This is a genomic window from Cobetia sp. 5-25-4-2, from assembly GCF_013374075.1.
GTDB lineage: Bacteria > Pseudomonadota > Gammaproteobacteria > Pseudomonadales > Halomonadaceae > Cobetia > Cobetia marina.
In genome coordinates this window covers 1-334 of record NZ_BLWK01000031.1, presented here as the reverse complement: position 1 = coordinate 334, position 334 = coordinate 1, and the positions used below count along the sequence as shown (strand labels likewise).

The following is a 334-nucleotide window of genomic DNA, read 5'->3' as shown; positions in this document are numbered from 1 at the left end:
GCCGGGGTTCTTTTCGCCTTTCCCTCACGGTACTGGTTCACTATCGGTCAGCCAGGAGTATTTAGCCTTGGAGGATGGTCCCCCCATGTTCAGTCAAGGTTTCTCGTGCCCCGACCTACTCGATTTCACGTGACTCAGACTTCGACTACGGGACTATCACCCTGTATCGTCAGGCTTCCCAGCCTGTTCGTCTGTCAGTTGTCACGCTTAAGGGCTGGTCCCCGTTCGCTCGCCGCTACTTGGGGAATCTCGGTTGATTTCTTTTCCTCCGGGTACTTAGATGTTTCAGTTCCCCGGGTTTGCCTCTATAGGTTATGTATTGGCCTATAGATAC

1 rRNA gene is annotated in these 334 nt (G+C 53.0%); it reads right to left on the bottom strand.

What is annotated here, in order from left to right:
* Positions 1 to 334 (bottom strand): 23S ribosomal RNA (locus tag HXS65_RS17395); the annotation flags it as partial.